The following is a 5,097-nucleotide window of genomic DNA, read 5'->3' on the forward strand; positions in this document are numbered from 1 at the left end:
GATGATGAAGTCGGGATCGGATAGTGCTTTCTCGATGGTATCCGGTGTCAAATACGCTCCATGTTTGCGTATGGTTGGCAGTACCTCACTCGTTACCCAGCGTTTATATTCCTTGGCCTTGGACTGTAACTCTGGATTGTTACCTTGCTTGGCTGCACCGAAGATCAGGCCATACAGACCGGACTCATTGACGAACTTCTTTGTCTGGATTCCGCCGCTTGTAAGGGTGTCACGGACCGTTACATCCTCTTTATCTACGTGGTGAGCGATTGCAGCTCTAGGATTTGTAAAACCTAAAGAGCCTGCTGCTTCATTACCTCCAAACCATTCCATTCCGTCGATGATAATTACCGGAAGTTCGCCAAACATTTGATGATTGAAAACTTGTGGATTGTTCATGGGCGTCATCCCTTCTTTACAGCATTTTGTCTATTTGATAACTTGTATTTCCGTCATTTTAAGCATATTTAAATCCAACTCCAGACATACAGCCAGCTTAAGTAGCGTCTCTACACTAGGCATATACCGACCGTTTTCGATGTCAGAAATATAATTTCTAGAAAGGTCTGTGGCAGACGATACTTCGTTCTGTCTCATTCCCTTTTCTTTTCGTTTCATCTTGATGATGTTTCCTAGTGCTGTCTTGTCTATCATCACCGCTCACCTCCTTGCATACAAATGTATTGTATTCACGACATTTTGTAAAAACCAGCATTTGCTTAAAAACGAGCATTTTCGAGGATTACGCAGAAATAACTTGTATTCACGACATTATCCTTTTATTTACTTGTATTTACGACATTTTTGGCATTGTATAGCCGACTTTCCTATCTTATAATGAGGACAAATGTCGTAATTACCGACAATCGGAGGAGAACAACCCATGTCCATAGGGGAAAAAATAAAATCCTATAGAAAAAAGACCGGACTCACTCAAGCCATGTTGGCTGATAAAGCTAATATGTCTCGATCTTATTTAGCAGATGTAGAACGCGATAGATACAATCCTAGTGTTGATACCCTAAAAGCTATTGCAGATGCTTTAAATATACCTCTGACTCAATTACTGGATGACGAATCATCCATACATAACCCAAATGATCTTTCTCCAAAGGAGGAAAGAGACATCGCTATAGACTTGGAGAAAATGGTTAACGATTTACATTCAAGCGAATCCTTAGGCTTTTATGGAGAGGCAATGGATGAAGAAAGTAAAGAGCTATTGCGTATATCCCTTGAAAATACATTGCGTCTTGCGAAACAAATGGCAAAACAAAAATTCACCCCTAAAAAACATAGAAAATAGAAGACAACCGGGGGACATCGAATGCGGACTATAAAGGATACCGTGAATCGGCTCATTAAAACTTGTGGAACAAACGACCCCTTTGAGATCGCAGCTCAGAAAAACGTCCTCGTACTCTTTGAGCCGTTAGGTAATATACTTGGCTATTACACTACATACAAGCGAATCCCAATTATTCACATCAATCAAGATTCGGATGAAAGTGAACAGAGATATACATGCGGTCATGAATTAGGGCATCTTTTTCTGCATCCTAAGGTAAACACTCCGTTCCTAAGAAAGAACACTCTTTTTTCAATAGATCGCATCGAACGAGAAGCAAATCAATTTGCGGTTGAATTGTTAATACCTGATTATTTGATACAAGAGTATCGACATACACCCATGACCCTTAATGAAGCTGCATCCATCTATGGTGTCCCTCAGGAGATGGTAAACTTGAAACAACTCAGCCAATCCCCCAGCCGATGGGGAAAATAAAAGGTAGCTGTTACAAATGTTTAAAAGACTCAAGGAACTTTTTCAAGTTGAAAAAACAATACTAGAAAGACAAACTCGTTTAAACGAACTGGGATTACGTACTCAAGAATTAAACGACAAGGAAGAGTCCCTACAAAAAAGCATAGAATTACAGACGCTAAATCTTGATAAGCTGAAAAGTGATACTATTGCTGAAGCGTTGAAGTCAATTGAAAAGGAATCAGAGGAGATCATTAAAACAGCTAATGAAAAAGCTGAAAATATACTCGCTAATGCCCACTCAGAATTAACCACCCTGGGAGAAAATAAGGTCACTCTCACGAATGAAATTGACCTCTTAAAGAGTGAAAACGAAAAAGTCTATAAAGAGTTGACAAAGTATCAGAAAATAGCTAAAAAACACAAAGTAGAAAGTTTAGGTATACAGAAACTAATTGAAAAGTTTCCTTTTGCAATTGATTTCCTAAGAATTGAAAAAGATTTAGAACAACTTAAAGAATCGTTTACCGAAGAAGGACTTCTTGAAACTGTTATTCATTTGGACTTACACCATAAAAATTCAAAGATGCTTCGGTCCGAAATGAATGCTAACAACAAAGAGATTAAAAAGCTTTTGGCAACGTACCAATCTCGCTATACAACAAAAGCTAATGCCACTATTTATGAATTAATGGTTATTGGATTACAGGCAGAACTCCAAAATATCTTATTCACACTAAGCTATAGTAATTTGGATAAAGCTCTTGAAAACTCCAAAACTCTAATAAACAGGTATCTGTTAATTGCCGGAAATGGAAACGCAAATATCCTTCCGACGGTTACAAGATTTTTGTCTGAACTTGAGCCGTTGTTTGAGAATGCAATAAGAATCGAGTATAAGTATTACTACCAAAAGGAATTAGAAAAAGAAGAACAAAGACGAATTAAGGAACAGATGCGATTGGAAGCAGAGGAACGCAAATTGCTTGAGGAAGAGAGAAAGAAAATTGAAAAAGAGGAGGAAAAATATCTTAATGAAATAGCCAAAAATAAGGAGTTGTTAAGCAAGGAAACTGATAACGACAAAATGGAAGCACTAATGGCAAGAATTCAGGAATTAGAGCAACAATGCGATCAACTAGAAGAAAAGAAAGAAGAAATCACAAAACGTGCAAACGGTAAAGCTGGCTATGTATATGTAATTTCCAATTTCGGTTCCTTTGGAGAGCGAATGTTTAAAGTAGGGATGACAAGAAGATTAGATCCGATGGACCGAATTGATGAGTTAGGCGATGCTTCTGTCCCATTCAAATTTGATGTACACGCCATGATCTTTAGTGATGATGCGGTTGGGCTTGAACAGAAACTGCATAATACACTTAATTACCAACGTGTAAATATGATCAATTTCAGAAAAGAATTTTTCTATGCTGGCGTTGAAGAATTGCAAACCATAGTACATGATATTGACCCAACTGTTGAATTTACGACGACTATGATTGCGATCGAATACAGACAAAGTGAAACCATTAGAAAAGAAGGAACATTTCAAAGTGAAGTCATAGAAGTTATCGCATAGCTATTTGAGTATATCAGGACAAACAGAAATGGCCCCTACACTCGTAAGGGCTATTTTACATTGTCCAGAAATCATCCTGCTTCGCGTTTGGATCTATCTTCCTCAATGCCTGAACTATCTTCTTCATAGTGTTCAATGTGGGATTATACTCATCGCTTGATGTAACCCTTGTTGCTGTATCGTCGCTAATTTTGGCCTCCTTTGCTAACCATCGTTGAGTAAGTCCGTGCCTATCTAACCATTTGCCTAATCTCGATCTCTTTTTCCCTAATCCAAACACCAGAATCACCTCATCAACGATTCTGGACAAACATTCTAAAAAATATACGCAAGTAACCGCGTATGAGCGGAATATTGGACAAACCGTTCGACATTTTTTATAACATAACACGACACAACGTATCACAACGCTGCGATGCACAACACCACATAAGGAGGCATGCAGAATGGCAACAGAACGCAAACCGGTCAGCTTTAATGTGAACGATCCACTGGAGAAAGAAATGTGGGAGATATCTAAGACGTTAAATTTTAGCGCATGGGCAAAGGAGCACTTAAAACCTCTGGCATTGGCCAGGATCGCAGAGCGACAAGCAAACCGGGATCAGAAACGAGTTGGCATACCAGTCCCTGTCAGAAGGGTGGTTGAGGCTCATGGCACGCAAGCGTAGGTATTACCGCGAGGAACGCCGCAGGCCGGTATATTGGGAAGAAGATGAGGACGATTTTGAAGAGGAAGACGAATCATTTGAGATCACTGATAAATTCGTCAAAAACACGTCCTGGACACTCTTAGCAGTTTTGGGGTTTGGTATTGTGCTTTCCCTGGCTCAGACCTTCTACACGCCTTCCGGTACCATGCAAACTGGCGATGGATTCAGGGTAGTGTCAGTCAGTAAGGGAAAGCTCCACGTTGAGGATATGAGAACAGGTAGGTCGGTAAGCTTTGATGACCAAAAGCTTGTGAAGGCTGCATTGAACGGCTTTATAAAACGTGGGGATGTAATCTATCCGTAGGCATGGCGTTGTGCTACGCAACACCTCCCCCGCTTCTCGGGACAGGACCTCTCAGTGTGCAGTGTGCTGAATGATGTTTTAAACCAAGGGAATTTTCAAACGTTTTTGATTTGATCGAGGGAAGGGAGAAGGGAATATGGATATAGGGGAGAGCTTCGAAGAGTTACCAAGAGTGACCTCGACACATTCTAGAGTCATGTATGGGAATCTGATTCAAGTAGCCGATAACCTGGACTTCCGAAATGCAATCTTCGCAAGGCGAGCAAAACGGAATCGATCAATTGGCAGTGCCCAAGCATTTGTTGTAGAGCTCGCATTAGCCGATCCAAAATTCCGAAATAATCTGCAGAGTTTCATGATCGGAGAAGGTAAACGGTTTGTTTACACGTCGGATTACTTAGACAGATACTAATTGGAAAACCGGTCTCTACATAAACACAGAGGCTGCTCTTTACTTCGTTATTATTATCGACCTCTCCACTATTCTTAGAGTTACTTGAGTAAATTGGCAAAAGCTTGTAAATTTATCAAACATATATTACATTTGTCATGGTAAGCTAGTCCTAGACGAATAATAGAGAGGGGAAGACCAATGAAGTTTCTGAAAGTATTAGGTTGGATCTTTGTGCCTTACATCATGGTATGGTTTGGGTGGAAAGAGAGAGGCAAAGCAGGACGCATTTTTGGAGTTGTATGGGCTGTTATTGCTGCACTAATGGTACTTACTCCTAAAGAT

At 40.0% G+C, this 5,097-nt stretch carries 7 protein-coding genes; 5 read left to right on the forward strand and 2 right to left on the reverse strand.

Annotated elements, in window-relative coordinates; all coding sequences use genetic code 11:
- Together EDM55_RS27895 and EDM55_RS27900 are read right to left on the reverse strand one after the other, a co-directional pair.
- Positions 1-399, reverse strand: a 399-nt coding sequence (locus EDM55_RS27895; RefSeq protein WP_259676112.1) for a BRO-N domain-containing protein, incomplete at its 3' end; no start/stop codon positions are given.
- Positions 400-429: 30 nt separating this feature from the next.
- Complete coding sequence (locus EDM55_RS27900) at positions 430-654, reverse strand: helix-turn-helix domain-containing protein (RefSeq protein WP_122961906.1); 225 nt, start codon at positions 652-654, stop codon at positions 430-432.
- A 229-nt stretch (positions 655-883) separates the two neighbouring features.
- Here EDM55_RS27900 and EDM55_RS27905 point away from each other — a divergent pair, with 229 nt between their 5' ends.
- The 5 genes from EDM55_RS27905 to EDM55_RS27930 all read left to right on the forward strand — a co-directional run bounded on the left by EDM55_RS27905 (position 884) and on the right by EDM55_RS27930 (position 4,361).
- Positions 884-1,306 carry a helix-turn-helix domain-containing protein gene (locus EDM55_RS27905; RefSeq protein WP_122961907.1) on the forward strand — a complete coding sequence of 141 codons (423 nt, stop codon included), beginning with the start codon at positions 884-886 and terminating at the stop codon, positions 1,304-1,306.
- Between the two features lie 21 nt (positions 1,307-1,327).
- A complete protein-coding gene (locus EDM55_RS27910; RefSeq protein ID WP_122961908.1) occupies positions 1,328-1,786 on the forward strand; it encodes an ImmA/IrrE family metallo-endopeptidase in 459 nt (152 codons plus the stop codon).
- Between the two features lie 16 nt (positions 1,787-1,802).
- Positions 1,803-3,344 (forward strand): GIY-YIG nuclease family protein, encoded by a 1,542-nt coding sequence (locus EDM55_RS30670; protein ID WP_170184550.1) that lies wholly within the window; start codon positions 1,803-1,805, stop codon positions 3,342-3,344.
- 446 nt (positions 3,345-3,790) lie between these two features.
- Complete coding sequence (locus tag EDM55_RS27925; RefSeq protein WP_122961910.1) at positions 3,791-4,015, forward strand: hypothetical protein; 225 nt, start codon at positions 3,791-3,793, stop codon at positions 4,013-4,015.
- The gene (locus EDM55_RS27930) at positions 3,999-4,361 is read left to right on the forward strand and encodes a hypothetical protein (protein ID WP_122961911.1); all 363 of its coding nucleotides are present in this window, start codon (positions 3,999-4,001) and stop codon (positions 4,359-4,361) included. Before EDM55_RS27925 ends, EDM55_RS27930 begins: the two co-directional genes overlap by 17 nt.
- Positions 4,362-5,097 lie beyond the last annotated feature (736 nt).

Origin of the sequence: Brevibacillus centrosporus (assembly GCF_003710815.1) — a bacterium.
Taxonomy (GTDB): domain Bacteria; phylum Bacillota; class Bacilli; order Brevibacillales; family Brevibacillaceae; genus Brevibacillus; species Brevibacillus centrosporus.